This is a genomic window from Roseobacter sp. MED193, assembly GCF_000152965.1.
In the GTDB taxonomy this organism is placed as follows: domain Bacteria; phylum Pseudomonadota; class Alphaproteobacteria; order Rhodobacterales; family Rhodobacteraceae; genus Pseudophaeobacter.
Window position 1 is genome coordinate 3,045,173 of the sequence record NZ_CH902583.1, and the last position, 25,174, is coordinate 3,070,346.

The window sequence follows — 25,174 nt, forward strand, 5'->3', positions numbered from 1 at the left end:
AAGTGCTTACATTAGCGTCACTTCGCTCACAATTGCGCAGTATGAAATATCAGCCACTTGGGTGAAGGTTTGGCAAAACAGCCAGCCAGAAAGAGACGGCCAGATGCCAAATGCCTTTAACTTGATCGACACCACCTGGATTGACCTGCCTGATGGGCGTCGCCTGGCCGCACGCATGTGGTTGCCTCGGCTGGAACAGCCAGTGCCGGCGATTCTGGAATATCTGCCCTACCGCCAGGGCGATGGCACCGCGCCACGGGATGAGACCACGCATACCGTTTTTGCCAGCGAGGGCTATGCCTGTATCCGCGTCGATATTGCCGGGACCGGGGACAGCGAAGGCGTTTTTGATGACGAATATTCTGAACAAGAGTTGAGCGACGGCGAGGCGGTTCTGGCCTGGATTGCCGCGCAGGACTGGTGCGACGGGAATATCGGCATGATCGGCATATCCTGGGGCGGCTTCAACGGCTTGCAACTGGCCTATCGTCGTCCAGAGGCGCTTAAGGCAGTGGTCTCGGTGGCCTCAACAGCCGATCGCTATGCCGATGACATCCATTTCATGGGCGGCTGTCTGCTCAGCGATAATGCCAATTGGGGCAGTCAGATGTTTGCCTATCAATCGCGCCCGGCGAATCCAAAAAACCGACCCGATTGGCGGACAGATTGGATTAAGCGGATCGAAGAAATGCCCTTTATGGCCGCCGATTGGCTGCGCCATCCCACCCGGGATGAGCAATGGAAACACGGTTCTGTCTGCGAGGATTGGTCGGCTATTACCGCCCCGGTTTTGGCAATCACCGGCTGGGCAGATGCCTATGTGAACACGCCATCCGCCCTGGCGGCTAATCTTGCCGCTCCAGCAAAAGCGCTTGTTGGCCCCTGGGAGCATCGCTACGCCCATATCGCTAAACTGGACCCTGCGGATTTTCATGGAGAGGTCCTGTCCTGGTTCGACCAATACCTGCGTGGAGAGGACAGCGGCGCAAAGGCATTGCCTGATTATCGCACCTTTATGCAGGAGCATTTCAATCCGACCATGCAGAACAAGCCTCGCCAGGGGCGCTGGGTGGCAGAGGCGCAATGGCCTTCGCCCAATGTACGTGAAAAGGTGATGTTTCTTGGGGGCGATGGGCTGACAGAAGAGGCCAAGGCTGGGCAGCGGGTTGTCCGCAATCCGGCCACTCTGGGCCAGGCAGGCGGATATTTCTGCGCGGGCATGCGGTTTGAAAACGAGCTGCCGGGGGATCAAGCGGCAGATGATGCCATGGCAACCTGTTTTGACACTGGCCCATTGGCGGCGCCGCTTGAAATTCTGGGGCGGCCCCGCCTGCGGGTTTCCTTCAGTGTTGATCGGCCTGTAGCGCAGCTCGTGGCGCGGCTTTGTGATGTCTCGCCCGAAGGGGTGTCCCAGCGCATCACTTTTAGGCCCCTGAACCTGACCCACCGCAATAGCCATGAAAGCCCAGAGCTATTGGTGCCGGGGCAGGTCTATGAAGCCGAGATCGCACTGAATGAATGCGCCCATCATCTGCGAGTGGGGCATCAACTGCGGCTGGCGTTGTCGACCTCCTACTGGCCCATTGTTTGGCCTGCCCCAGAGGCTGCCGAGGTGACGCTGCATCTGGAGAACTGTTCCCTTATTCTGCCAGAGCGGCGCGTGGCAAAGGAGATTGCCCCGCAGAACCCCGGTGCCCCACGTGAGTACCCAAGCCTGCAATCTGAGGTGCTGCGCGAGGCCAGCGGCACCTCAGAAACCAAGACCCGCATTGACGGAACCTTGGTTCTGGATACCTTTGATGACTATGGTAAAGCAGTGGATCCTTATCACGGACTCACCGTAGGCAGCCATGTTTCTATGCACTATGCGATTCACCCCGATGACCCGGCCTCTGCGGTGTTTGCCAGCGATTGGAATTTTACATTTGAACAGGACAACTGGCAGGTCTCAATCGACACTGAGAACAAGATGACCTGTGATGTTGACAACTTTTACCTTTGGCGCCGGGTGACGGCCCGTGAGGGCGCCGATGGCGCAGAGGTTCTGGTCAAGGAATGGCAGGAAACCATTGCACGCGGATTCCAGTGAGCGGTCTTAAGCAGGTTTCAGGTCAGGCGTTTTTGCCTGACCACCTTTGCAAACCGGTCTTAGAAATCCAGTCCTAGGTCCAGGGTGCTGGCTGAATGGGTGAGGGCGCCAGAAGAAATGTAATCGACGCCCGTGGCGGAGACTTCAGCGATGCGCTCCAGCTTCATATTGCCAGAGGCCTCAGTCACCAATCTGCCACCCGTCATTTGCACCGCGCGAGTGAGATCCGGGGTGCTCATATTGTCCAATAGCACCACATCTGCGCCACCGGTCTCCAGCACCTGTGCGAGCTGCTCTAGGGTGTCGACTTCAATCTCGACCTTCATCATATGGCTGACGCTGGCCTTTGCCGCTGTCAATACCTGCGCAATGCCACCTGCAGCCGCGATATGGTTGTCCTTGATCAGGATCGCATCCGAGAGGCCAAAGCGGTGGTTCGAGCCACCGCCGTGAAGCACCGCTTGTTTTTCCACCATGCGCAGACCCGGCGTGGTCTTGCGGGTGCAGGTGATACGGGCCTGGGTGCCCTCGGTTTCGGCGACAAAGCCAGCCGTCAGGCTGGCAATACCAGACAGGCGGCCCGCAAAGTTCAGTGCGATGCGTTCGCCCGACAAGATCGAAGCGGCAGCCCCCTCGATGGTCATCAAGGCGTCGCCAGGGGCACAGGGCGAGCCATCTTTGATAAGGGTTTCAACCTTCAGGGAGGGATCGACTAGGTGAAAGGCGATGCGGGCAATCTGCATACCTGACACAATACCGGCGTCCCGGGCATTCAGCCGCGCGGTATAGCGTATCCCGGCTGGGATCACTGTGCGGGTGGTGATATCGCCGTTCTGGCCCAGATCCTCATGCAGGGCGGCACGCACTAGGGGTTCCAGCAACAGATCAGGGAGGGGAGCTTGGCGGATCATGGCATGTCCTTTCAAAGGCTGTTCAACACCTCGTCGCGCAGCGCGAGGGCGGCGGCGAGTGTGGTCTGGCTGCGCTGGGCCAGGGCGGGGTTGGCCTGCGGAAAATCGCTGCGAAAATGTCCTCCGCGGCTTTCGCGCCGCTCCAGTGCGCAGGTCGTGATCAGGGTGGCTGTGGCACACATATTCAAAAAGGCCTCGTCCTGCGAGTGGCATGCCTCCAGCTCTGCAAGAGTGATGAGCGCCTGCCGCAGCCCAGCTGCATCACGGAGCATGCCTACATGAGCAGTCATGGTCAGGCGCAACCTTTGCACAGCATCTGTATCCATGGCCTGTGCATTTTCTGTGAATTCAGGGCTGAGCTCTGGGGCAGGGTCCGCAGGCATTGCCACGCGATCTGCAATATCCCTGGCGGCGCGGCGGGCGTAGACCAAAGCTTCCAATAGGCCGTTTGAGGCCAGCCGATTGGCACCATGCAGACCCGTTGAAGCGGCCTCTCCGCTGACCCAGAGACGCTCCAGAGAGGCACGGCCCCGCATATCGGTTTCAATCCCACCCATGTGATAATGAGCAGCGACAGCGACGGGGATCGGGCCCTTCACTGGGTCAATCCCTGCACGGGCACAGGTTTCGGCCAGGGCTGGAAAACGGGACAGGACTCCGGCGCCCAGGGCGGAACGGGTGTCCAGCATGGGGCGGCGCCCAGCCTGTGTTTCCGCAAATATACCTCGCGCCACTACGTCTCGCGGCGCAAGCTCTGCGTCCGGGTGTTGATCTGCCATAAAGCGCTGGCCGTCAGAATTGATCAGGGTTGCCCCCTCGCCGCGCAGGGCTTCGGTGGCAAGCGGGGCAGGATCTTCGCCGCAATCAATCGCCGTAGGGTGGAACTGTACGAATTCAGCATCGGCAATGCGGGCCCCGGCACGGGCAGCGAGCCCGATCACTTGGCCGCGTATGCGCGGTGGGTTTGTGGTATGGGCAAACAACCCGCCAGATCCGCCGCCAGCGAGCAAGACTGCCGGGCAGATGATCTGCAGCGGGGCTGAGGGGGGATCTGAGCGCCGGATCCAAACCCCTGTCACAGTACCGCCTTTGGTTTCCAGTCGCAGGGCCTCTGTGCCCTCGATCACCTGGATCGAAGGTGTGGAGCGCACGGCCTCAATGAGGGTTTCCATGATTTGCTGGCCAGCTTGATCGCCCTTGACCCGCACAACGCGGGCAGCGGAATGGGCGGCTTCACGGCTCATCACATAGTTCCCGTCAGCATCGCGATCAAAGGGCGCACCAAGTTCCGTGAGATCTAGGATATGGTCTCGGGCCATGCGGGTAACCATATCGGCTACCTCTGCGTCCACGGTGCCGTCGCCTGCCTTCCGGGTGTCTTTTGCATGCGCCTCGGCACTGTCGGTTTTGGCCATGGCGGCAGCGACGCCCCCTTGGGCCCAGGCGGAACTTGCCCCGAGGCCAAGGGGCTCGGGGGAGATCATCAGGACAGGGCGCGGGGCTAGCTCTAGCGCAGCATAAAGCGCCGCAAGACCTGCGCCGACAATGACGATGCGATCCGTCAGAAGCGGCTTGGTCTCAACCAGAGGCGTCATACACTTGGCTCCGAAGAATGTGGTGTCACAGGATGGCTTGGCACCTATCAGATGCCCAGCTCTTGCGACAGATCGATCATCTTTTGAACGGCCTGTCTAGCGCCTTCGGCCACCTTGGGGTCAACCTCGATGGGTTCAGACATGGTGTGCAGCGACCAGAGGATTTTCTCCAGCGAGATCATCTTCATGTAGGGGCACATGTTGCAGGGGCCGACAAAATCCACCTCGGGCAGGCTGTCTGAGATATTTGAGGCCATCGAGCATTCGGTGATCAGCAGCGCCTTTTCCGGCTTTTCATCAGTGACATATTTGATGATGCCGCTGGTAGAGCCGGAGAAATCTGCTTCGGCAACCACATCCGGGGGGCATTCGGGGTGGGCAATGAGCCGGGTGCCGGGGTTCCATTCGCGGAACTCACGCAGATCCTTGGCGCTGTATTGCTCGTGAACAATGCAGGAGCCTTCCCACCAAACGACGTTTTTATGCGGCACATCCTGGGCCACGTTCTGCGCCAGATACTGGTCAGGGGTCATGATAACCGTGTCGCTTTCCATGGCGCCCACGATTTGCGCGGCATTGGAAGAGGTGCAGCAGATATCCGAAGCCGCTTTGACCTCGGCAGTGGTGTTCACATAGGTGACCACCGGCGCGCCGGGGTAGCGGCGGCGCATCTCTTCGACGCCCTCGGCAGTGATGGATTCCGCAAGCGAACAGCCAGCCTCCATGTCCGGCATCAAGACAATCTTGTCGGGACTCAGTATCTTGGAGGTCTCGGCCATAAAATGCACGCCGCATTGCACGATGACATCGGCCTCGACACGTGTGGCTTCTATGGCCAACTGCAGGCTGTCGCCCACCACATCAGCGACGCCGTGATAGATTTCAGGCGTCATGTAGTTATGTGCCAGGATTACTGCATTGCGTTCTTTTTTCAGGGCGTTGATCGCAGCCACGTAGGGGGCGTGGATGGCCCAGTCCATGGGGGAAACTACGCGCTTCATACGCGCATATTCCACGGACATTTCTTCTGCCAAACTGGGGTTTGGCGCCAGATCGTAGTGAGCGGCGAGCTGATCTCGCATGGTTTGCAGATCAAACATGGCTAATCCTTAAAGTGGTGTTCAGGATGAAACTTTGGGTGAGGCTTGTTTCACGTTCAAATTCCGCACGCAAGAGAAGCATTGGCAATACCAGGGTGAGTGCGATGATATGGCGCGAGTTAGAGCCGGTCTTGGGGTTCATTGGCGCATTGCGACGGCTAAAGGAAACCATAAATCCGTCAGTGGGGTCGCATTTCCGTGGTTTTCGGTCTGAATTTGGGGCTGGGAATGACAAAGTTCAGCTAGGCAGGGCTGGTGAAATTGACCCGCCGACACTGCGGGCGCAAGAGGGGGATAGACAAATTGTCCAATTTTCTTTCTCCCGTAATTTTGCGCTGTTTTAAGAGGTCTGGCTGTGCTCTTGAACCAGATGAAGGTCGGTTTGTGACCAGGCAGGAGGCGGTTATCCTCCGACCCAAAGAGGAGAAATACAGGCGCGATGGCTGATCTGTTGGACGGCATATTTCAGGCCTTCTGGCTGTTGGTGACCTTGGATTCTGATCTGGTAGAAATCACCCTGCGGTCGCTGCGGGTCACTTTGACCGCCCTCGTGATCGCCTCGGCGATTGCCCTGCCTTTGGCGGCGCTTTTGGCCGTGCGGAGGTTTAGGATGCGGCGCATTACCATTGCCGTGTTGAACGCCTTGATGGGGTTGCCCCCCGTGGTGGTGGGGTTGATCGTCTATGTGTTTTTGTCGCGCGCAGGTCCGCTCGGGGTGCTGGGGCTGTTGTTCACGCCGACAGCGATGATCATTGCACAGGTCGTTATCATAGTGCCGCTGATCGCCTCGATTGCGCATCAGTCCCTGCGAGAGCTGTGGAGCGACTACCATGATCTGCTGATTTCGATGAACGCGAGCCAGACGCAACGCATCAAGGCTTTGTTATGGGATGGGCGGCGGGCATTGCTGACAGCAGCATTGGCGGGTTTTGGCCGGGCAATTGGTGAGGTCGGCGCCATCATGGTGGTTGGCGGCAATATCGACCATGCCACGCGGGTGTTGACGACAGCGATTGCTCTGGAGACCGGCAAGGGTGAATTTGCCATGGCGCTTGGCCTTGGCTTTGTGCTGATTGCCATGGCGATCACGGTCAATCTGGCCATTCATTGGCTGGGCCACACGGAAACAGAGGGGCGTTGGTGATGCAAAAACCGTTGTTTCCTCTGATCGCAAAACAGGCCACCGTTCGTCGCCGAGGCAAAGTACTGGTTGGTCCAGTCGATCTGACCCTTGGGGGGCAGGGCACGACCATAGTTATCGGCCCCAATGGTGCCGGTAAGACAACTCTGTTGAAAATGCTGCACGGCATCGAGCGGATGAATGGCGGTGTTCTGGACTGGGCCTGCCCCACAGAGGAGGCGCAGCGGCGGCAGGCCTTCGTGTTTCAAACACCCATCATGATGCGCCGATCGGTGGTGGATAACCTTGCCTACCCGTTGCAAGTGATTGGTGTCGCGCGCCGCGAAGCGCGGGCGCGGGCGGCGCATTGGGCCGATCAAATAAACCTAGGTGATGCTTTGGAGCGTTCGGCAATGCTGCTGTCCGGTGGGGAACGGCAGAAACTGGCGTTAGCGCGGGCTTTGATCCGCGAACCCGATGTGTTGTTTCTGGATGAGCCCTGTGCGTCGTTGGATGGGCGCGCTACGCGGGAAATTGAAGAGATCCTTCAGCGGGCCGCGGCCACAGGAACACGCTTGATCATGTCGACTCATAATATGGGGCAAGCCCAGCGTCTGGCTGATGAGGTTCTGTTCGTTTTGCATGGACGTATTCACGAGTTTTCATCGGCCAAGACTTTCTTTGAAGGGCCCCAAACCGCACAAGCAGATGCTTTTCTCAGAGGAGATATTGTAGAATGAAAAATGTAATCTTTGGTGTTGTTGCCAGCCTGGCGTTAACCACTGCGGCCTTGGCCGATGACATGAAACTGGCGGTTACCACCTCATTTCACAATTCAGGACTGGCGGAAATTTTGCTGCCCGAGATCAAGGCGGATCTGGATCTGGATGTCCAGCTGTTGGTGGTTGGCACCGGTCAGGCCATTCGCCTGGGCGAGGCCGGGGATGTGGATGCTATCCTGGTGCATTCGCAGAAGGCTGAGGAGAAATTCCTGGCTGGGGGCAATGGCACTCATCGCCGCGAGATCATGTATAATGATTTTGTCTTTATCGGCCCAAGTGCCGATTCTGCAGGGGTAAAGGGTGCCGAGAATGCGGCGCAGGCGCTACAAAGCATTGCGCAGGCTCATGCATCTTTTGTAAGCCGCGGCGACGACAGTGGCACTCATAAGAAAGAGCTGAGCCTTTGGAAGGCCGCTGACCTAGACCCGGCAGGTTTTGACGGCTGGTATCGTGCTGTTGGCGCAGGTATGGGCGCGGCGCTGAACACAGCCTCAGGCATGGAGGCCTATATCATGGCCGATCGCGCCAGTTGGCTGAACTTTGGCAACAAGGGCGGGTTGGAACTGCTGTTTGCAGGCGATCCGGTCTTGTTTAATCAATATGCCTATCTGCCAGTGAACCCGGAAAAGCATGCCCATGTCAAAAATGATCTGGCGCTGAAACTGGAGGCCTGGCTGACCTCCGATCGGGCTAAGGAGCTGATCAACGCCTATAAGATTGGCGGCGAGACCCTGTTTGTTTTCAACGCCAAACAGTGAACTTGGGTCAGGTTTTCTGAAAGCGGCCTCTGCCTCAGGGCAGGGGCCTTTTGTTTGCGTGACGTGGCGCATTGGGCACGGTTACAGGCCAGTGCAGCGCCTCGCCTTGTTATCCAGAAGAGGCAAGCCTATCTAGGCCTCAGCCCGAGACTGTGTTGCTCGGGCAATGGAGATTTTATGTTAGAGCCCCGGGCAAGCGCCCGTTTCTGATCGCCAAAGGCGGGTCGGGAACACCAGAAACAACTGGACCACTCAAAGCGCGATGCTGAGTGAGCCTTTTTCTGTGCTCTCATGAAATCGAGACAAGACGTTGAATATATCAAAACAGGAACAGCGCGTTCTGCATGAACTGGCGCTGGGCGGTGAAATCCGTCATCTGCGGGGGCCCAATGGGAAAATCCAGAAGGTTACTTGCTTTACCCGCGAAGGCCATGTGCTGAGTGGCTGTACGCTGGAGGTCTTCATGCGCCTCAAAAAACGCCGCTTTGTTCACTCAAAAAACGGACGACCCTATCGCGCCTCCAAATTGGGGGTGACTTCGGTGCGGGCGCAACTCAATCAAAGGTGAACCAGAGATGACAAAGCAACACACAAACTATGTGATCCGGGCCTATCAAGCAGCGGATATTGAGCCGGTGATGACGGTCTGGCGTGCAGCCAATGACCTGGCACACCCGTTCTTGGAGGCGGATTTTGTCGCCCAAGTAGAGGAGGCTATTCGCCAGGTCTATGTGCCTCAGGCGGAAACCTATGTGCTGGACGAGGCAGGGCGGGTCATCGGCTTTATTGCGCTTTTGGGCAATGAAATCGGCGGGTTGTTTGTCGATCCCAAACACCATGGACAGGGTTGCGGCCGGTTCTTGGTGGATCACGCCTTTGCCCTCAAAGGGCCGCTCAAGGTTGAGGTTTTTCGCGACAACAGGATCGGGCGTTCGTTTTACGAGCGTTACGGGTTTGAGTTTGTCGAAGACGAGGACCACCTGCCCTCTGGCCAGGTCAACCGCAAGATGGCGATGCCGGGTGCTACGCCAGAGCGGGGAGGGCATGATCTGACTTCATAACAAAGGGCCGCTCCCGCAAAGGGGGCGGCCTCTTTCATGGCGTGACTCGGGCCTAGCTCTCTTCCCCGTTCAGGGTCAGCGTCACCCGGTCGCCGGCAAACCAGGTGCGGCCAAACTCGATCGGGCGACCTTCGGGGTCGATATTGACTCCAGTGGTGCGCAGCAGTGGCGCACCTTCGGAAATGCGCAGATGCAGCGCCTGGGTGGCGGTGGCCAGTTTCGCCGTGATGCGGGTTTCTGCGCGGGTGTAATCGGCAATGCCGCAGGCCTTGAGCGCCGCTGTCACCGATTGCAGATCCTCCAGTTCAGTTCGGATGTTCGGCAGCAGATGGGCGGGAAAGACGCTTTGAAACAGCGCGATGGGCTGATCATCAGCCAGCGATAGCCCGTCATAGACATGCACCATTTCCCCAGCCTCCAATTGCAGGGCCGCCGCTTCGGTCTTGTCGGCGGCGCGGGTTTCCAGGGCGAGAATGCGCTTGGCGGGGATCTGGCCGCCGCGGCTGATATTTTGATGGAACCGCACCCGTTTGCCGATGGGATAATCAGTCGGCGTGGCTGCCACAAAAACCCCTGATCCGCGCCGGGCATGTACCAGTCCTTGCTCGGCCATGTCGGCCAGGGCGCGCCGGACGGTGTGGCGATTCACCCCAAAGCGCGCCGCCAGTTGGGCTTCGGATGGCAGTTTGTCACCGCTGCTGTAACGCCCCTGAGCGATGTCATCGATGAGCGAAATTGTGATGGATTTCCAAACGGCTGTACGGGTTCCTGGGCCAGGGGTCTTGGGGCTGTTTGAAGACATGTCATTAAACTTTCACAAGGTTTCGATTGCGTTTTGGTTTCAGGCTTCGTTATGATTTGTCTAGTTGTATAGAACATGTAGACAAGCTGGCCAAGAGGCTCTTAACCGATGAAAACAGAAATTTCCGCTCCTGCACGCAAGGCCTGGATGAGCCTTCTGGCGCAGGCCGACGAGGCTGATCTCAGCAGGCTGTGGCAGGCTTTTGATCACAACCCGGACTTCAACTGGCTGCGTCCGCCAGAGGCAGGTGGCGTTATGGTGCGCGGCCGTATGGGCGGCAGTGGTGCGCCCTTTAACCTGGGCGAAATGACTGTGACACGCTGTGCGCTGACGCTGACAGATGGCACTGTGGGTCATGCCTATGTGCAAGGTCGATCAAAACCCAAAGCCGAAATCGCGGCCAAGGTGGATGCCCTGATGCAGACTGAAGCTGCACAAGATCTCCGCCAGGCCGTTCTGGATCCCCTGCAGCAGGTACAACAGGCCCAAAAGAAAGCACGCGCCGCCAAGGCAGCTGCCACCAAGGTTGAATTCTTCACAATGGTTCGGGGAGAGGATTGATGTCCCTAGATATCGAAACCAACAGCTATGGTGGTGGCTTTGCCACGCCGCCTGTGGATGCGGCAAATGCCTTTCGCGCGGCGATGAATGCCATGGCCCGCCCCGGCAGCGTTCAGGACATCACTGGCGCAGAACCGCCTGCTGGTATCTCCGCCGCTGCCGGGTGCCTGTTGCTGACGCTCTGTGATCCCGAAACGGGCATCTATCTGGCGCCAGACGTGGATTCCCCTGCGCTGCGCTCCTGGTTGGCCTTTCACACCGGTGCGCCTTTTGTTGCAGTCGATAAGGCCGATTTTGCCCTGGGTAGCTGGCAGGCACTGCTACCGCTCGACCAGTACCCCATTGGCACGTCGGAATACCCGGATCGTTCGGCCACGCTGATTGTTGAGCTGACAGAGTTTGCTGCCCCCAATGTAAACCTCACGGGGCCGGGTATCAAAGACAGCACCCAGTTTGCACTGCCGGATGTGGGTGCCTGTCAGGGCAATGCAGCGCAGTTCCCGCTGGGGGTGGATTTCTTCTTTACCTGCCAGTCGCAGCTGGCGGCCCTGCCACGTTCCACAACCCTTTTGGCAAAGGACTGATTGTATGTATGTAGCTGTAAAGGGTGGTGAACGCGCCATCGACAATGCACATGCCTGGCTCGCCGAAGAACGGCGCGGTGATACTGGCGTGGCTGAGCTCAGCTTGGCGCAGATCCGCGAACAGATGAGTCTTGCTGTCAATCGCGTCATGGCCGAGGGCTCGCTGTATGATCCGGATCTAGCGGCCCTAGCGATCAAACAGTCGCGAGGCGATCTGATCGAGGCGATCTTTCTCATTCGCGCTTATCGCACCACCTTGCCACGCTTTGGGTATAGCGAAGCGGTTGATACCGGTGTCATGGCCTGTGATCGCCGCATCTCCGCCACCTTCAAGGATGCCCCTGGTGGGCAGGTGCTGGGGCCGACCTTTGACTACACCCATCGGTTGTTGGACTTCAAACTGGCTGCAGACGGTGAGACGCCGGAAGCCCCGGCTGCGGAACCACGCATGGAGGTCACACCCCATATCACGGAATTCCTGCAGGGGGAGGACATCATCGAGCGCGAGCCCAGCTCAGAAGCGGTGCCGGGTGATTTGACCCGCGAGCCGATGAGCTGTCCGGCAGGGCGCGCAGTGCGGTTGCAGTCGCTGTCGCGCGGCGATGAGGGCTTTATCCTTGGCATGGCCTATTCCACTCAGCGTGGTTATGCGCGCAACCATGCCTTTGTCGGCGAGCTGCGCATTGGCAAGGTGCCGGTGGAGATGGAAATCCCGGAGCTGGGCTTTGCCATCGAGATTGGCGAGGTGGAGCTCACTGAATGTGAGACGGTGAACCAGTTCAAGGGTTCAAAAACTGTGCCACCGCAGTTCACCCGTGGCTATGGGCTGGTCTTTGGCCAGTCCGAACGCAAGAGCATCGCTATGGCATTGGTCGACCGCGCCCTGCGCTGGGAAGAACTGGGAGAGGATAACCTTGGCGCTGCCGCTCAGGACGAGGAATTCGTGCTCAGCCATTCCGACAATATTCAGGCGACGGGGTTCCTAGAGCATATCAAACTGCCCCATTACGTGGATTTCCAGTCAGAGCTGGAACTGGTGCGCAAACTGCGCCGCGAAGCACAGGAGTTGGCTGAGGAAATGGCCGCACGGGAGGCTGCGGAATGAGTTTAGTCGCCTCTCCCGTCTCCATCGACGAAAGCATCATCAATGCCATGGGTAAAGGTGGACCTGCTGCGCAGTTTCTTGTGCCGCTTGGGGCGATAGAACAGCCCGGCCAGGATCACCGCAACGACCACGATCACGATGAAAATGCCCAAAACGGTGCCCAGCAATTCGTCGGAATTCATCTCTCAAATCTCCTTTGCAAAACCGCAGCGAGGGAAAGGACAAAACATGTCTGACTATAACTTTGCCTATTTGGACGAACAAACCAAGCGGATGATCCGCCGGGCGATCCTGAAAGGCCTGGCGGTGCCGGGCTATCAGGTTCCCTTTGCCAGCCGCGAGATGCCGATGCCCTATGGCTGGGGCACCGGCGGTGTGCAGGTCTCGGCAGCGACGTTGACACCGGAGGATACGCTCAAGGTGATTGACCAAGGCGCGGATGACACCACCAATGCGGTCTCCATCCGAAAGTTCTTTGAACGCACCGCAGGGGTTGCGACCACCGAGGAAACCACCAAGGCCAGCGTCATCCAGACCCGCCACCGGATCCCCGAAGCCGAGCTCACCGAGGATCAGATCCTGGTGTACCAGGTGCCAATCCCGGAACCGCTGCGGTTTCTGGAACCGCGCGAGACGGAAACCCGCAAGATGCACAGCCTTGAAGAATATGGCCTGATGCATGTGAAATTGTACGAAGACATCAGCCAGCACGGCGATATCGCCACCTCCTATGCCTATCCGGTCAAGGTAGAGGACCGCTATGTGATGGATCCCTCGCCAATCCCCAAATTTGATAACCCAAAACTGGAAATGGCCGCGATCCAGCTGTTTGGCGCTGGGCGTGAACAGCGCATCTATGCGGTGCCGCCCTACACACGCGTCGTCAGCCTGGATTTTGAAGACTACCCGTTTGAGGCCACCAAGGCCGATCATCCCTGCGATCTGTGCGGGTCTGAGCACAGCTATCTGGATGAGGTGATCCTGGATGATGCGGGCAACCGGATGTTTGTCTGCTCTGACACCGATTATTGCCGCACGCGGCGCGCCGAGGGTCATGTGGGTCGTTTGGGTGAAAGCGAAGGGGAGGCCGCGTGATGGGGGCTCAAGTGAAAGAACAGGACATGACACCGCTGTTGCAGGTGAACGGTCTGACGAAAATGTACGGCCCCCGCATTGGCTGCAAGGATGTGAGTTTTGATCTCTACCCTGGTGAGGTCATGGGCATCGTTGGCGAAAGCGGATCCGGTAAATCGACGCTGCTGAATGCCATGGCCGGACACCATGCGCCGGATCGCGGCGAGGTGGTCTTTGACACCCGCGCCGATGGGCCGGTGGACACGTTGAAAATGTCAGAGCCAGAACGGCGGATGCTGGGGCGCACGGATTGGGCCTTTGTGCATCAGCATGCGCGCGATGGGCTGCGTATGTCCGTGTCCGCAGGGGGCAATATCGGCGAGCGGCTGATGGCCGTGGGCGGGCGCCATTATGGCGAGATCCGCGAACAGGCGGCCGATTGGCTGGGCCGGGTGGAGATCTCTGACACCCGCATTGATGACCGCCCCTCGGCCTTTTCCGGCGGCATGCAGCAGCGTCTGCAGATCGCCCGCAATCTGGTTACCGGCCCGCGTCTGGTCTTTATGGATGAACCTACCGGCGGGCTGGATGTCTCGGTGCAGGCGCGTCTGCTGGATCTGCTGCGCAGTCTGGTGCGTGAAATGGGTCTCAGTGCCATCATTGTGACCCATGACCTGGCCGTTGTGCGCCTGTTGGCGGACCGGTTGATGGTGATGAAGGACGGCCATGTGGTCGAAAGCGGCCTCACCGATCAGGTGCTGGATGATCCGCAACATGCCTATACCCAATTGCTGGTCTCCAGCGTGCTGCAGGTCTGAAGGACAAGAGCGATGATTGAACTCGAAAACGTAAGCAAGAGCTTCACCTTGCACAATCAGGGCAGCGCTGTGATCCCGGTGATGGAGCGGGTCTCGCTCAAGGTCTCGGCGGGTGAATGCGTTGGTCTGGTGGGCGCTTCGGGGGCGGGCAAATCCACCCTCATGCGGCTGATCTACGGCAACTATCTGGCCGCTTCGGGTCGTGTATTGGTTGGGGATGTCGATGTGGCCCAGGCTGAGCCGCGCCAGATTATTGCGCTGCGCCGCGAGACCCTTGGCTATGTCAGCCAATTCCTGCGTGTAGTGCCCCGGGTGCCTGCGCTGGATGTGGTTGCCGAGCCGCTGCTGGCGGTTGGAACACCACAGGACCAGGCGCGGGACAAGGCCGCCAGCCTTCTGGCCGAGCTGAATATCCCAGAGCGGCTCTGGAGCCTGAGCCCGACGACATTTTCTGGCGGCGAGCAGCAGCGGGTGAATATCGCGCGTGGCTTTGCCTATGATTATCCGGCACTGCTGCTGGATGAGCCCACTGCCAGCCTGGATGCGCAGAACCGCGCCACGGTGCTGCGGTTGATCGAAGGGGCCAAGGCGCGCGGGGCTGCCATTATCGGCATTTTCCACGATGAGGCCGCGCGCGATCAGGTCTGCGACAGCTTTGTGGATGTCTCGGCCTTCTCGCCTGAGGTGGCAGCATGAGCGCCAGCGCAAACCAAAAGTCAGACAAAGGGCCGGTCATTGCCGTTGTCGGCCCCTCGGGCGTCGGCAAGGACAGTCTGATGGAGGCCCTGGCAGCGATGGACCCCAAGCTTTGCCTGATGCGCCGGGTGGTGACCCGCGCGCCCGAGGCCGGAGGTGAGGACTATGATGCCGTCAGCGAGGAGGACTTTGCCCAAAGAGCGGCGGCCGGACAGTTCGCGCTGCACTGGTCGGCCCATGGGCTGCAATACGGTATCCCCCGCAGCATCGAGGATCTACGGGCGAAAGGGCAGGGGGTTCTGGTCAACCTCTCCCGCGCGGTGTTGTTGCAGGCGCAGGAGATCTTTGGAGATTTTATCGTTCTGTCGGTCACTGCCAGTCCGCAGGTTCTGGCAGAGCGGCTGACCGGGCGCGGGCGTGAGGACAGTGCCGAGGTTCAACGCCGTCTTGCCCGCGCCTCAAAACCCCTGCCTGCGGGGCTCCGCCGCCTGTATGAGATTGATAACTCGGGCGATCTGGCTGATGCCGCAACAGCCGCCCGCACTGCGATCTATACTGCAGCGGAACCGGTGAGGGCGTAGCGGTGGATCATGTGGAAATGCCCCTCGCTGTCTTCGCCGACCAGAGAAAGATCTCGGATTTCGAAGGGGTGCGGCAAGAGCGGCAAAAGGTGCCGTTCCAGCGCCGCCTCGACGGCGGGCAGTTCCGGTTTTGGCAGTTTGCCGCTGAGGGTGATGTGGAAGCGGAAATCTTGCATCACATAGGGGTACCCCCAGCGGATCAGGTTGTCCTCTTGCGTCGGAGTCAGCCCGGCAGCGCGACGCTTGGCAAGTTCAGCCTCGCCCGCTGGGGCGCGAAAAGGGTCAAGATCCCGCACACAGGCGCTTGCCAGAGCGTTGAGAGCGGTCTCGTCACCCGTGACGCGCAGGGCCAGGAAGCGGCCCAACCGGGCAAGATGCAAGCCTTGCATCGTCACCGGAGCCTGGCGGGCAGCGAATGCGCCACAGGCCTGTTTCAGGGCGTCCAAACCAGTGCCAGGCGCAAGCCGCATCGGCGGTTTAATCGTTGCATGCAGCCCATATTTGCGCGGCACTCGAGTGATCGACGTCAGATCCAGACCGGGAATGTCGGGCTGTTCACAGGCACTGCCTGGCTCCATGTCCCACCCCAGCCATCGGGTTGCAAAGCGGCTCCATTCGGCCTGTGCCGGGGGAGCAAAATAAATCGCGTATCGCGTGAATGTCACATTGGCCTCCTATACGTGGCCGTTCCTATAGCTCGAAAGTTGTGAAGCTCAGATGACAGATGAATTGATCCTTGCCAATGCCACCCTGGTTTTGCCCGGCGAAACCCTGCGCGGCAGCGTGAAAATTACTGAGGGCAAGATTGCCCAAATCACCAGTGGCTCTGGGGTTCCAAAGGGCGCCTTGGATCTTGAGGGGGACTATCTGTGTCCCGGTCTGGTCGAGTTGCACACCGATAACCTCGAACGCCATATCCAGCCACGCCCCGCGGTGGATTGGCCCCATGCTGCCGCCATCATGGCCCATGATGCGGAACTTGCTGGAACAGGTATTACCACCGTTTTTGACGCCATGCGGGTGGGATCGGTCAGCCGCAAAGAGAGCCTCTACGGGTCTTATGCGCGCGGGCTCGCGACGGAACTGCTGGAGTTGCGGGCGGCGGATGCGCTTAAGATTTCGCATTTCCTGCACCTGCGGGCAGAGGTCTGTTCGGATACTCTGGTCGAAGAACTGGCGCAGTTTGGTGAAGAGGACCGGGTTGGTCTGGTTTCGCTGATGGATCACACCCCAGGTCAGCGCCAGTTCCGTGATATCTCGAAACTGGAGGCCTATGTCAAAGGCAAGCACGGCTTTGACGATGCGGGCTTTCAGGCCCATATCGCGCATCTGAAAACCTTACGCGACACCTATGGGGACCTGCACGAGGTTGAAGCGGTAAAGGCTGCCCGCCGGTTTGGCGCGGTACTGGCCAGCCATGATGACACCACGGCTGCGCAGGTGGCAACCTCGGCGGGTCACGGTATTCATCTGGCTGAGTTCCCCACCACGGTCGAGGCAGCGCGCGCCTGTCACGCCCATAACATCAAGGTGATGATGGGGGCACCGAACCTGATCCGAGGTGGATCGCATTCAGGCAACGTGGCCGCACGAGAATTAGCCGAGTTGGAACTGTTGGATATTATTTCTTCCGACTACGTCCCTGCCGCCCTGTTGATGTCTGCGGTGAAACTGGGCGAAATCTGGGGCGATATGGCGCGTGGTCTATCGACGGTGACACAGGCCCCGGCAGATGCGGTGGAGTTGACTGACCGTGGTCGTATTGAAATCGGTAAGCGAGCTGATTTGATCCGGTTCAAACTGATCGACAACACGCCAGCTCTGCGTGGCACTTGGGCGCGGGGAGAACGCGTGGCCTGATCTGGTTTGCAAGGACCGACCCGTTTCTTGCGGTTTAACTGCACCCCGCGCAGCAGGCGCAAGAAACGGATCGCTTGGGCGCCATCCCTGGCCATAAACGATGGGCATGCAACCAATGAAAGGCATGTCCATGGAACTTCAGGGAAAGACAATTATCGTCACAGGGGCGAGTAGCGGAATTGGCGCGGCAGCAGCTTTGCTGTTTGCCACAAACGGTGCAAACGTCGTATTAGGCGCCCGCCGACAGCGGGAGCTCGACAGGCTTGTTGGGCAGATCACGCAGAGCAATGGCAATGCGGTTTGCCTCGCAGGCGATGTCAGCGACGAGCCCTATAACCGAGAGCTCGTCAATCTAGCAGAACGACAGTTCGGAGGTTTGGACGGGGCGTTTAACAATGCTGGCACCACAGGAGCCATGGGACCTATCCCGGAAATGGAGACGCGTACCTGGCAGGACGTGTTGGCGGTCAATCTTACGAGTGGTTTCTTTGCGGCTAAGTACCAGATTCCGGCCCTACGTAAAAGCAGCGGCGGATCCTTGGTGTTCACCTCGTCGTTTGTCGGTCATACGATCGGCTTTCCGGGGATGGGAGCCTACGCCGCTGCCAAGGCTGGATTGATCGGCATGACCCAGGTTTTGGCAACGGAACATGGTGCAGAGGGAATTCGTGTCAATGCGCTATTGCCGGGCGGAACCATGACGCCCATGGCCGGAGAGGATGTGGATTTCCATGAGATGGTACGCGGGTTTCATGCCCTTAAACGTATGGCAGAACCTTCGGAGATTGCTCAGGCTGCACTGTTTTTGCTTTCGGATCGCGCTTCTTTTGTCACGGGAAGTGCGATGCTGGCAGATGGCGGTAATTCCATAACCAAACTGTAACCTTGATGTAGCCATCAGGGTGCAGACTGATGGGGCTTTCAGTTCAGCCTGAAAGCCCCTGGATGTTCTATGGCAGCGGTGATCTATCGCTAGGCCCGATAAAACAGGTAGCGCCCCTCAGGGATGCCTTCGGGGCCTTTTAGCTCTTCAAACCCCACCAGGGGCTGGCCTGAAACCACGATGCCGCCCTTGGCCATGACGCTGGCAATCACCGGCGACATAGCGGCGGCTTCTGCCACATCCTGTTCTTTGACACCAAAGCCAAAATCATAATGGGCCAGAACGATCTTATGGCCTTCGGCCTTGAGGCGCTCCAGCATCGGAACTGCTTCGCCTTGCAGGAAATCCTCTTCGGGCGGCACACAGGAGGGGTGGCATTGAAGGACCCGGTCGATGACCCAGACCCGGCGATCAGGCAGGATTTCACGCAGATGATCATAAGTGCGGCCATTGCCCAGGCCCATATCCAGTACATCCCCCGACACTCCGGCGACTTCCGCGCCAGCCCAGTTCAGCCCATCGCGTTGGGCGGTAAAACGGCGTAGCATTGAATCCAATCGGCTCATGTCAAATCTTCCTTGTTGTCTAACTGCCAGACCTGCCCCGGTCCCTGCATGAGGCGCGATATCAACGCCTCTGTGAAGTGCCAGATGGCGGCATCATGCACCAGGTGGTGGGTGAGGATACCATAGGGCTCTTGGTTGTCTGTCACGCCCTCACGGCGAGCGCGCAGTTGGTCGCAGATCTGCGCGATTATGCGCTCTGGCGCAACCAGGGAGCGGCTCCCCTTCCAGTCGATGGGGTCCAGATGGGTATTGATCTGTGCCAGACCAGGCGCAGCCAGTGGGCTTTGGCGGGGGGTGAATGTCGATAGGGCGGTAAAGCCCAAACTGGGTAGTGAGGGTAGAAGTTCTGGCGCAATGCGGTTCCAGGGCGGCACAAAAATTGGCAGCAGTTTGGGCCCCAAAAGCGCCCGCAGATCGCTTAACCCTTTTCCAATGTCCCCTATTGAGGCCTGCGTCGGCCGCTGGGCGGGAAATTCGCATTTCTTTTGATCCCGCCCTGAGTGGTTTTTATGCGCCCAACCATGGACAAGGGGGAGAAGTGTAGGGTTGTCTGTCAGATAGTCTGCCAACTCAGGTTTCACATGGGCTGGGATCACGGCTAAATGCACAGGAAGCGCCAGGTTTTGCGATAATGTGCTGAGTCGGTTCAGCTGCGCCGTGGGCTCTATCGCGTCGTCGTCCCGCCACCACAGGGGTAGTGTTAACCTTGCTCTGTGCCACTGTGCCAGCTCGACTTCCAAGGGGGACCAATCAAGGGGCCTGTCCGTGCTCATCGTGATCCTCCAGCTTGCATACGGGCCTCATCACTGGTCTTGGGGCTTGCCAGATCATGGGTTATCTCAACCGCCTGCCGGGCACCATCAAATTGAAACTGGCCAGCTGAGCGACGCGGTGCTGCAAGAACCTTTTTGATCGCAGAGATCAGGCTTTCTGGTGTGAGCTCAGCGGAGGAGAGAGCTTCAAACCCTGACAGGGGTATCAGGCTTTCAGCACGCAGGCCTTGTTCTACTTCCTTGCCCGCATCAAAGGGGATCAACACGGCCGGCGTTTCAGCCTGCAACAGATCCAGCGCCGTATTATAACCGCACATGCTGACCGAAGCCGCCACATGGCTGAGCATCTGGCGAAAATCAGGGCGTGCTGCCTCAATCTTGGCAGGTGAGGGGCGCTGGGAGAGCTGCGCAATCCTGGCCTTGGCATCATTGCCGCCAACCAACAGGCGCCATGGGTACTCCGGCATCAACTGTGCTGCCTTAAGCGCTGTTTGGTAGATTTCATCGCCCACACTGCCACCGCCAGCGCTGACGAGGATCTCACCCTGGCCATCGGCATCGGGATGTGGTCCTGCTGCCGAAGGGGCCACAAAGCCGGTATAGTGCAGTTTATGCGCCAGGCTGTTCGACACGGGCCAACTGAGCTCTAACCGAGTAGCTTGTGGGTCGGAATGGACTAAAACGCCGTCGTAGAATTCGTCGATCACCTGATCTGCTTTTTCGGCTTTCTCGGGTTTGGAGGGCGGGGCCAGGATGTCGCGGATTGAGGCAAGGATTTTGGGCGTCTGGCCCAAGGCTTTGGCGGCCTTGAGGAGGGCAAGAAACTCATGGCGCAGGGAGCGGCGCCCAAAGGGGTAGAGTTCGGTGATTAAGACATCGGGTTTCGCTCGCTCCAAGGTGGCGCAGAGCAGGGTTTGGCGTTGCTGGTGATAGGCCTCATCGGCATGGCCGCCGGAAATGTCCAGAAGCTGAGTGAAATTTGTTCCGTCCGCGCGCAGCGGGGGCAATTGCACCAGTTCTACCCCATCCGTGTTCAGCTGAGGTGCAGCAAAGCCACCAGAGGCGATCAGCACCTCATCCCCTGCAGCTTGAAATGCGCGCGCCAGTGTCAGCGCCCGGGACAGATGCCCGGTGCCCAAAAGATGCGTGACGACAATCATCACTTTCATGCCAGGTCTCTTTTCAGCAGGCGGACGGGCTCGGTCCAGGGGGTTAGGCTGTTGCCGTCGACTTCTACCACAAACAGTCGGTTGCGTTTGATGCGGAACGGCGCAGGCCCGTCAAAATCCCAGTGATAGGCCTGGGCCAGGATCATCCGCATGATGCCGATATGGCAGACTGCCACGGTGTCGCGTTGCAGACTGGCCAGCCAGGGCTTAATTCGCGCCCAGACCTCAGCCGGGGTTTCTCCACCAGGGGGCCGGTAATCCCAGCCCCACTGTTCGATATCGCGAAAGCCGCTCTTTGGGTCGGCCTTTAGCTCCAGGCCCTTTTTACCTTCCCAGTCCCCCCAGAACATTTCTGTCAGGTGGGGCGCGGTTTGCGGTGCGCGGCGCGCGACCAGCTCTGCGGTTTCCACCGCGCGCGACAGTGGGCTGGACCACAGCGAAGCCTGGTCCCAGGGGCTGGGCAGGGCAAAGCCAGACAGCTCTGCCCGGGCCTGGGCATCAAGCGGGATATCGCTGCGCCCCTGGATTTGACCGGCGCGGTTCCAGGCGGTGTGGCCGTGGCGCAATAGGGCAAGGCGGATCATCGGCTTTCCTCAATCAAGGGGGCAACGGCAGACCAAAAGCGGGCACTGGCTGCCGGAGCCAGATGGTTGGCTGCGATCCGCTCGCGGGCCTGCGCTCCCAGTTGGTTCCGCAGGCCTGGGGCAGAGAGCAGTTCCTGCAAACGCGTGGTAAGCGCGCCTGCACCCAGTGCCACGTCAGGATAGCGGCCAGGCGCAAGAACGTCCCGCATGCCCGGTCTGTCCTGGGCGACCACTGGAACCCCATGACTTTGAGCTTCGAGATAGACCATACCAAAGGCCTCATTGACGCCGGGCCAGAAAAACAGGCTGGCCTGTTCATAGGTTTTGGCCAGTTCTGCGCGGGAAAGCTGACCCAGAAAGCGGACGCGCCCAGCAAAGGGTGCCATCAGGGCCTCAACGGCGGGCCGGGCAGGTCCATCGCCAGCGATCTGCAACAGCCAGTCGCCCTGAAGCCCTCGCAGACTGTCGGCAATGATCTGATAGGAGGCGAGCTTGTCGCCTTCGCGCATCATACCAACGCTCAGCATTGGCCCATCCAATGTGCTGGCGGTGGGTAGAGTGGAACCAGGCAGAAAGGGAGGCAGGCTTTGCAGAGTTTGATTTGGGTGTTTGTCACGTTCAAGGGTGATCAGGTCATTGGCAGTGAGGTAGAAAATCACTGCTGCTCTATCTGCAGCTTCATGGGCGGATTGGGCAAATCCTGCCCAAGCGCCGTTCAGGCGCCGCGCGGCACGGGTGCTTTCAATTTGCACATAGGGAATGCCCTGTGATCGCGCGACCTGGGGGCCAATCAAGTCCGGTGCTTTGTAATAGTTGTGATAGGTCACCCACAGATCAACGGGCGGCATCTGGGTGCAGAGACGTTCTGTCTCTTGGGCCGCCTTTTGCCGCAGCTGCGCTTGAAGCAGCGCATCTCCGGTTTTGTCAAAGATCTTGAGTTCCGTGACCAAATCGACCTTGGCACCACCAGCTGCAATTATGTCTATCAGATTGCGCGCCATTTCCCGGTCGCCTGAAGGCACAGGGTGGCGTGGCGATTTCATCGGCGCATAAAAGGCGATCCGTTTGGCCGTAGAGGTGCTCATGAGCCCTGCAGCATGGCATCCAGTCGGGTCACCAGCTGGACAATGCCGGGATCCATGCCAAAGTCGCGTCGCAGTCGCCCCAAGGCGGCCTCTGCCATCTCCTGCGCCATCCCGGGCTTGCGGGCCAAAGACAGGATCGCATCCGCCAGAGCCTGCGGAGCATCGTCACTGAGCAGACCATGGGTGCCGCTGTCGAGGAATTCTGGGATCGCAGAGACCGGCGTTGACAGGATCGGCAGCAATTGCGAAGCCGCCTCCATCAGAACATTGGGCAAGCCGTCGCGATCCCCGTCCGCTGCAACCCGGCTGGGAAGCACAAAGAGATCAGAGTTGCGCATGGCCTCGATGACCTCAGGCTGGTCACAGGCACCGCGCCAGGTAATGCGCTCAAAAACGCCAGCGTCTTTGGCCATGTCCTGCAGAAGATCATTGAGGCCACCGCCGCCAATATGGGTCCAATGCCAGTCCAGATCCTCTGGCAGTAGGGCCAAAGCGGCGATGAGGCGATCAAACCCCTTCTTCTCAACCAAGCGGCCAACCGACATCAGTTTGAGAGGATCACCGGCGCGACGCCATGTGCGGGCTGGTGGGGCAGGAAAACGCGCCAGATCCAGCCCGTGATAGATCAGATCAATGCGGTTCGGCTCGTCCGACATCTGTTGCAGGTGCCGGGCGCCAAATCCTGTGCAGGTCGCGCCAAAGGCTGCACCGTGGTGTTGGCTGGATAGTTTTTCAGAGATTTCCCAATCCGGCGAGGTCCAGATGTCCTTGGCATGGGCCGAAAAGCTCCAGGGCAGCCCGCGCATGATTGCCGCATAACGAGCGACCGAGGAGGGCGTGTGGAGAAAATGCGCATAGAGGCCCAGAACCTCGGAAGGGGCTTCCGCTGCCAGTACGCAGGCCTGGCCAAAGCGGCGAATGCGGTTGCGGCTGGGATCGCGCGCCAGGTCTGAGCGCCAGATGCGATAGGCCTCGGCGTAGCCAGGCAGGGCCTGCGCCGTAGCGCGGGCGGCCCAGACGCGGTCGGGCTCCTGATAGAGGTATTCAGGCAGATAGCGCACCTTGGCCTTTAGCCGGTCATGTAGTGGGTGGCGTTTGACATCAGTGGGATGGCGCAGCGACCAGATCTCAAAACTCAGGCCCGCCTCCTCCAGCGCGACCAGCTCCTGGGCGATAAAGGTCTCTGAAAGACGGGGCCAGCCCTTAACCAGAACCGCCAATGGGGGAGGGGGAGGGCTCATTCAGCAGCCTTTCGTGGCATGTCTTGCAACAGGGCTGCCACACGACGGGTGACGCACTCCAATCCGTCCAGCAGCCCATCGGAAAAGGCGGCGGAAGGTGGTTTTTGTTCTGCCAAGGCGCGGATGGCTTTGGTCATGGCCTCAGGCGTCCACCCATCGCGCTTCTCATCCAGCATAGAGACAAGACCTATTTCTTCGGCGCGGCTGGCGCGGATCCATTGCTCTAACCTTGGCGTTGTGCGCGGAACGATGACGGCGGGTTTGTCAAAGGAGAGCACCTCGCAGAAGGTATTGTAGCCGCCCATACAAACAACACCCTGTGCTCCGGAAAATAGGGTCTCAATCCGGGATTCAAAGCCAACTGTGGTAACGCGCCCCTCAAGCGCTGCGACACGCGTTTCAAAGGCTTCACGGGTTTCGCCAGACAGAAACGGGCCGTAGACCAACACGGCACGAGGCGATAGGTCCAGATCTTGTTCATAGGCAGATAGCACCAGATCCACCATCATGGCACCATCACCGCCCCCGCCGGGGGTAATCAGCACATAGGGTTGCTCTGGCGGTTCGTCCCATGCACCAATATCGCGGCGAAGATAGCCGGTCCAATGCATGCGTGCCTGGGTTTCCGGGCTAAGGTCCAAACCTTGAGTGGGATCATAAATCTCTGCAAGCCCATAGACCCAGATCTCATGGTAGTAACTCTGAGTGGCCTCAACCGCTTCTTTGCGTGCCCATTCGGCGGCAAGAACCTCTGGTTCATCCAGTACGTCACGCAGCCCCAGGACCAGCTTGGTCCGCTGTTGCTCTGCCAGCAGTTTTAACGTCGGCAGCAGCTCACCGCGAAACCCAGTGGGTTCTTTGTCGACGATCAGCACATCAGGGTCATACTGTTCGGCCATCGAACGGATCAAACCACTGCGCAGTTCGGTGGTTTCCTCAATGCTCATGCCCATGGTGCGCGAGGCATAGCTGCCGTCGGAACGTTTGATCACTCCGGGTAGGCGCATGTGGTCAACGCGGGTGGGAAAGGCAAAACGTCCCGCCACGGGCGAACCGGTCAGGATCAAGGCTGAGGCAGAGGGATCTGCGGCGGTGATTGCTCCGGCGAGGGCACGGGACCGGCGCAGGTGACCCAGCCCGAATGTGTCATGACTATACAGCATTACGCGAGGGCCGCGTTGATTTTGGTTCCGCTCTCGAGAGAGATCAATGGTCGATGTCATGGGCTAGCCTGCAGCTGTACTACAGAATGGGTGGTGCATTAGGAAAGTGCCGAAATCAAGGGGGTTAACCTTTCAAACACCCAAATTCGCGGGATATGGCCGTGATGAGACAACTCCTTACCATGGTAGGGAGGCGTTCGCATTGGAACGATA

29 protein-coding genes are annotated in these 25,174 nt (G+C 59.1%); 15 read left to right on the forward strand and 14 right to left on the reverse strand.

Features of this window, described 5'->3' with window-relative positions; translation table 11 throughout:
- The first annotated feature begins 103 nt into the window (after positions 1-103).
- Positions 104-2,089: a CocE/NonD family hydrolase gene (locus tag MED193_RS17045; protein ID WP_009810998.1), complete on the forward strand. Its 1,986-nt coding sequence runs from the start codon at positions 104-106 to the stop codon at positions 2,087-2,089.
- Positions 2,090-2,148: 59 nt separating this feature from the next.
- Here the strand turns inward: MED193_RS17045 and nadC are convergent, their stop codons facing one another.
- From nadC to MED193_RS22985, 4 genes are read right to left on the reverse strand one after another with little or no spacing between them, the layout of a single operon-like run.
- Positions 2,149-3,000: a carboxylating nicotinate-nucleotide diphosphorylase gene (nadC, locus tag MED193_RS17050; RefSeq protein ID WP_009810999.1), complete on the reverse strand. Its 852-nt coding sequence runs from the start codon at positions 2,998-3,000 to the stop codon at positions 2,149-2,151.
- Between the two features lie 11 nt (positions 3,001-3,011).
- Positions 3,012-4,595, reverse strand: coding sequence for an L-aspartate oxidase (locus tag MED193_RS17055; RefSeq protein ID WP_009811000.1), 1,584 nt, complete (start codon positions 4,593-4,595; stop codon positions 3,012-3,014).
- Between the two features lie 47 nt (positions 4,596-4,642).
- Entirely contained in the window at positions 4,643-5,695 is a 1,053-nt protein-coding gene (gene nadA, locus MED193_RS17060; protein WP_009811001.1) for a quinolinate synthase NadA, read from the reverse strand.
- Positions 5,688-5,867 carry a hypothetical protein gene (locus tag MED193_RS22985; protein ID WP_157041399.1) on the reverse strand — a complete coding sequence of 60 codons (180 nt, stop codon included), beginning with the start codon at positions 5,865-5,867 and terminating at the stop codon, positions 5,688-5,690. Before MED193_RS22985 ends, nadA begins: the two co-directional genes overlap by 8 nt.
- 267 nt (positions 5,868-6,134) lie before the next feature.
- Between MED193_RS22985 and MED193_RS17070 the strand changes: the two genes are divergently transcribed.
- The 5 genes from MED193_RS17070 (at position 6,135) to MED193_RS17085 (ending at position 9,416) form a co-directional block, all read left to right on the forward strand.
- A complete protein-coding gene (locus tag MED193_RS17070) occupies positions 6,135-6,839 on the forward strand; it encodes an ABC transporter permease (protein WP_009811004.1) in 705 nt (234 codons plus the stop codon).
- Positions 6,839-7,555 carry an ATP-binding cassette domain-containing protein gene (locus MED193_RS17075; protein WP_009811005.1) on the forward strand — a complete coding sequence of 239 codons (717 nt, stop codon included), beginning with the start codon at positions 6,839-6,841 and terminating at the stop codon, positions 7,553-7,555. The genes MED193_RS17070 and MED193_RS17075 overlap by 1 nt, the downstream gene beginning before the upstream one ends.
- A complete protein-coding gene (locus MED193_RS17080; RefSeq protein ID WP_009811006.1) occupies positions 7,552-8,355 on the forward strand; it encodes a substrate-binding domain-containing protein in 804 nt (267 codons plus the stop codon). The genes MED193_RS17075 and MED193_RS17080 overlap by 4 nt, the downstream gene beginning before the upstream one ends.
- 310 nt (positions 8,356-8,665) lie before the next feature.
- On the forward strand, positions 8,666-8,923 hold the full coding sequence (locus MED193_RS22640) for a YjhX family toxin (RefSeq protein WP_009811007.1): 258 nt from the start codon (positions 8,666-8,668) through the stop codon (positions 8,921-8,923).
- 7 nt (positions 8,924-8,930) lie between these two features.
- Entirely contained in the window at positions 8,931-9,416 is a 486-nt protein-coding gene (locus MED193_RS17085; protein WP_009811008.1) for a GNAT family N-acetyltransferase, read from the forward strand.
- A 52-nt stretch (positions 9,417-9,468) separates the two neighbouring features.
- Here the strand turns inward: MED193_RS17085 and phnF are convergent, their stop codons facing one another.
- Positions 9,469-10,218 (reverse strand): phosphonate metabolism transcriptional regulator PhnF, encoded by a 750-nt coding sequence (gene phnF, locus MED193_RS17090; RefSeq protein ID WP_009811009.1) that lies wholly within the window; start codon positions 10,216-10,218, stop codon positions 9,469-9,471.
- A gap of 108 nt (positions 10,219-10,326) precedes the next feature.
- Here phnF and phnG point away from each other — a divergent pair, with 108 nt between their 5' ends.
- Genes phnG through MED193_RS17105 form a run of 3 tightly spaced genes read left to right on the forward strand, consistent with a single transcriptional unit; the run spans position 10,327 to position 12,468 of the window.
- The gene (gene phnG, locus MED193_RS17095; RefSeq protein ID WP_009811010.1) at positions 10,327-10,779 is read left to right on the forward strand and encodes a phosphonate C-P lyase system protein PhnG; all 453 of its coding nucleotides are present in this window, start codon (positions 10,327-10,329) and stop codon (positions 10,777-10,779) included.
- A complete protein-coding gene (gene phnH / locus MED193_RS17100; protein ID WP_009811011.1) occupies positions 10,779-11,363 on the forward strand; it encodes a phosphonate C-P lyase system protein PhnH in 585 nt (194 codons plus the stop codon). Before phnG ends, phnH begins: the two co-directional genes overlap by 1 nt.
- A gap of 4 nt (positions 11,364-11,367) precedes the next feature.
- A complete protein-coding gene (locus MED193_RS17105; protein WP_009811012.1) occupies positions 11,368-12,468 on the forward strand; it encodes a carbon-phosphorus lyase complex subunit PhnI in 1,101 nt (366 codons plus the stop codon).
- Between the two features lie 2 nt (positions 12,469-12,470).
- Here MED193_RS17105 and MED193_RS17110 read toward each other — a convergent pair whose 3' ends face one another.
- Positions 12,471-12,650: a hypothetical protein gene (locus MED193_RS17110; RefSeq protein ID WP_009811013.1), complete on the reverse strand. Its 180-nt coding sequence runs from the start codon at positions 12,648-12,650 to the stop codon at positions 12,471-12,473.
- A 46-nt stretch (positions 12,651-12,696) separates the two neighbouring features.
- Here MED193_RS17110 and MED193_RS17115 point away from each other — a divergent pair, with 46 nt between their 5' ends.
- The 4 genes from MED193_RS17115 to phnN are packed head-to-tail and all read left to right on the forward strand — an operon-like array spanning position 12,697 to position 15,637.
- Complete coding sequence (locus MED193_RS17115; RefSeq protein ID WP_009811014.1) at positions 12,697-13,563, forward strand: alpha-D-ribose 1-methylphosphonate 5-phosphate C-P-lyase PhnJ; 867 nt, start codon at positions 12,697-12,699, stop codon at positions 13,561-13,563.
- A gap of 26 nt (positions 13,564-13,589) precedes the next feature.
- Entirely contained in the window at positions 13,590-14,360 is a 771-nt protein-coding gene (gene phnK, locus MED193_RS17120; protein ID WP_039966988.1) for a phosphonate C-P lyase system protein PhnK, read from the forward strand.
- Positions 14,361-14,372: 12 nt separating this feature from the next.
- Positions 14,373-15,056, forward strand: coding sequence for a phosphonate C-P lyase system protein PhnL (gene phnL / locus MED193_RS17125; RefSeq protein ID WP_009811016.1), 684 nt, complete (start codon positions 14,373-14,375; stop codon positions 15,054-15,056).
- On the forward strand, positions 15,053-15,637 hold the full coding sequence (phnN, locus tag MED193_RS17130) for a phosphonate metabolism protein/1,5-bisphosphokinase (PRPP-forming) PhnN (protein ID WP_009811017.1): 585 nt from the start codon (positions 15,053-15,055) through the stop codon (positions 15,635-15,637). Before phnL ends, phnN begins: the two co-directional genes overlap by 4 nt.
- Here the strand turns inward: phnN and MED193_RS17135 are convergent.
- Positions 15,607-16,302 (reverse strand): DUF1045 domain-containing protein, encoded by a 696-nt coding sequence (locus MED193_RS17135; RefSeq protein ID WP_039966326.1) that lies wholly within the window; start codon positions 16,300-16,302, stop codon positions 15,607-15,609. The genes phnN and MED193_RS17135 overlap by 31 nt on opposite strands.
- Before the next feature lie 52 nt (positions 16,303-16,354).
- Here MED193_RS17135 and MED193_RS17140 point away from each other — a divergent pair, with 52 nt between their 5' ends.
- A complete protein-coding gene (locus MED193_RS17140; protein ID WP_009811019.1) occupies positions 16,355-17,497 on the forward strand; it encodes an alpha-D-ribose 1-methylphosphonate 5-triphosphate diphosphatase in 1,143 nt (380 codons plus the stop codon).
- Positions 17,498-17,627: 130 nt separating this feature from the next.
- Entirely contained in the window at positions 17,628-18,380 is a 753-nt protein-coding gene (locus MED193_RS17145; protein ID WP_039966989.1) for an SDR family oxidoreductase, read from the forward strand.
- An 89-nt stretch (positions 18,381-18,469) separates the two neighbouring features.
- Here MED193_RS17145 and MED193_RS17150 read toward each other — a convergent pair whose 3' ends face one another.
- From MED193_RS17150 to MED193_RS17180, 7 genes are read right to left on the reverse strand one after another with little or no spacing between them, the layout of a single operon-like run.
- Complete coding sequence (locus MED193_RS17150) at positions 18,470-18,946, reverse strand: class I SAM-dependent methyltransferase (protein ID WP_009811021.1); 477 nt, start codon at positions 18,944-18,946, stop codon at positions 18,470-18,472.
- A complete protein-coding gene (locus MED193_RS17155; protein ID WP_039966328.1) occupies positions 18,943-19,719 on the reverse strand; it encodes a polysaccharide deacetylase family protein in 777 nt (258 codons plus the stop codon). Before MED193_RS17155 ends, MED193_RS17150 begins: the two co-directional genes overlap by 4 nt.
- The gene (locus MED193_RS17160; RefSeq protein WP_009811023.1) at positions 19,716-20,888 is read right to left on the reverse strand and encodes a glycosyltransferase family protein; all 1,173 of its coding nucleotides are present in this window, start codon (positions 20,886-20,888) and stop codon (positions 19,716-19,718) included. Before MED193_RS17160 ends, MED193_RS17155 begins: the two co-directional genes overlap by 4 nt.
- Positions 20,885-21,472, reverse strand: a complete 588-nt coding sequence (locus MED193_RS17165) for a histidine phosphatase family protein (RefSeq protein ID WP_009811024.1) — start codon at positions 21,470-21,472, stop codon at positions 20,885-20,887. The genes MED193_RS17160 and MED193_RS17165 overlap by 4 nt, the downstream gene beginning before the upstream one ends.
- On the reverse strand, positions 21,469-22,557 hold the full coding sequence (locus tag MED193_RS17170; RefSeq protein WP_009811025.1) for a glycosyltransferase family 4 protein: 1,089 nt from the start codon (positions 22,555-22,557) through the stop codon (positions 21,469-21,471). The genes MED193_RS17165 and MED193_RS17170 overlap by 4 nt, the downstream gene beginning before the upstream one ends.
- Entirely contained in the window at positions 22,554-23,798 is a 1,245-nt protein-coding gene (locus MED193_RS17175) for a glycosyltransferase family 4 protein (protein WP_039966329.1), read from the reverse strand. Before MED193_RS17175 ends, MED193_RS17170 begins: the two co-directional genes overlap by 4 nt.
- On the reverse strand, positions 23,795-25,021 hold the full coding sequence (locus MED193_RS17180) for a glycosyltransferase family protein (protein ID WP_254655466.1): 1,227 nt from the start codon (positions 25,019-25,021) through the stop codon (positions 23,795-23,797). Before MED193_RS17180 ends, MED193_RS17175 begins: the two co-directional genes overlap by 4 nt.
- Positions 25,022-25,174 lie beyond the last annotated feature (153 nt).